This window comes from Proteiniphilum sp. UBA5384 (genome assembly GCF_002410825.1).
In the GTDB taxonomy this organism is placed as follows: Bacteria; Bacteroidota; Bacteroidia; order Bacteroidales; family Dysgonomonadaceae; genus Proteiniphilum.
This window is the reverse complement of record NZ_DHOS01000022.1, coordinates 2,265-2,855: the sequence shown is the minus strand read 5'-3', so window position 1 is coordinate 2,855 and position 591 is coordinate 2,265. Positions and strand designations below refer to the sequence as shown.

Below are 591 nucleotides of genomic sequence, written 5' to 3'. Positions count from 1 at the left end.
CCAAAAGAATGTGAGCTTGATTTTAAAGAATGTACGGAAACGCTACAGACAAGAATTAGCTATTTAAAGGAGGGTTGCTTATTGGACTACCATGAGTTTTTAAAAAATAAAATAGACATTGCCGTCGATACCGGGTTCGATATATCGCTTGACGAAATTAACCCGGTTTTACTTCCCCATCAAAAAGACGCAATCCGATGGGCCGTTAAAGGCGGTAAACGAGCATTATTTGAAGCGTTCGGGCTTGGCAAGACAACACAGCAACTTGAGATATGCCGCATTATCACAAGCAAATTGGGCGGCAAGGCGTTAATAGTTTTGCCATTAGGAGTCAAGCAAGAATTTACCCACGATGCTGTTGGTCTTTTAGGTTGGACAGAACCGCCGCATTATGTCCGAACAATGCAAGAAGCAGAAACGGATCCTGGCCAAATTCTTATGACCAATTACGAGCGAGTTAGGGACGGAGACATTGACCCGAAGTATTTCACAGTGACTACGCTGGATGAAGCCGCAGTTTTACGTTCATTCGGAAGCAAGACCTATCAAACCTTTTTGGATAAGTTCAAAGGAGTGCCGTATAAGTTTGTT

The 591-nt window shown here is 43.0% G+C and carries 1 pseudogene; it reads left to right on the top strand.

Annotated elements, in window-relative coordinates:
* A pseudogene (locus B4G81_RS05065) lies at positions 1-591 on the top strand (hypothetical protein); the annotation flags it as partial.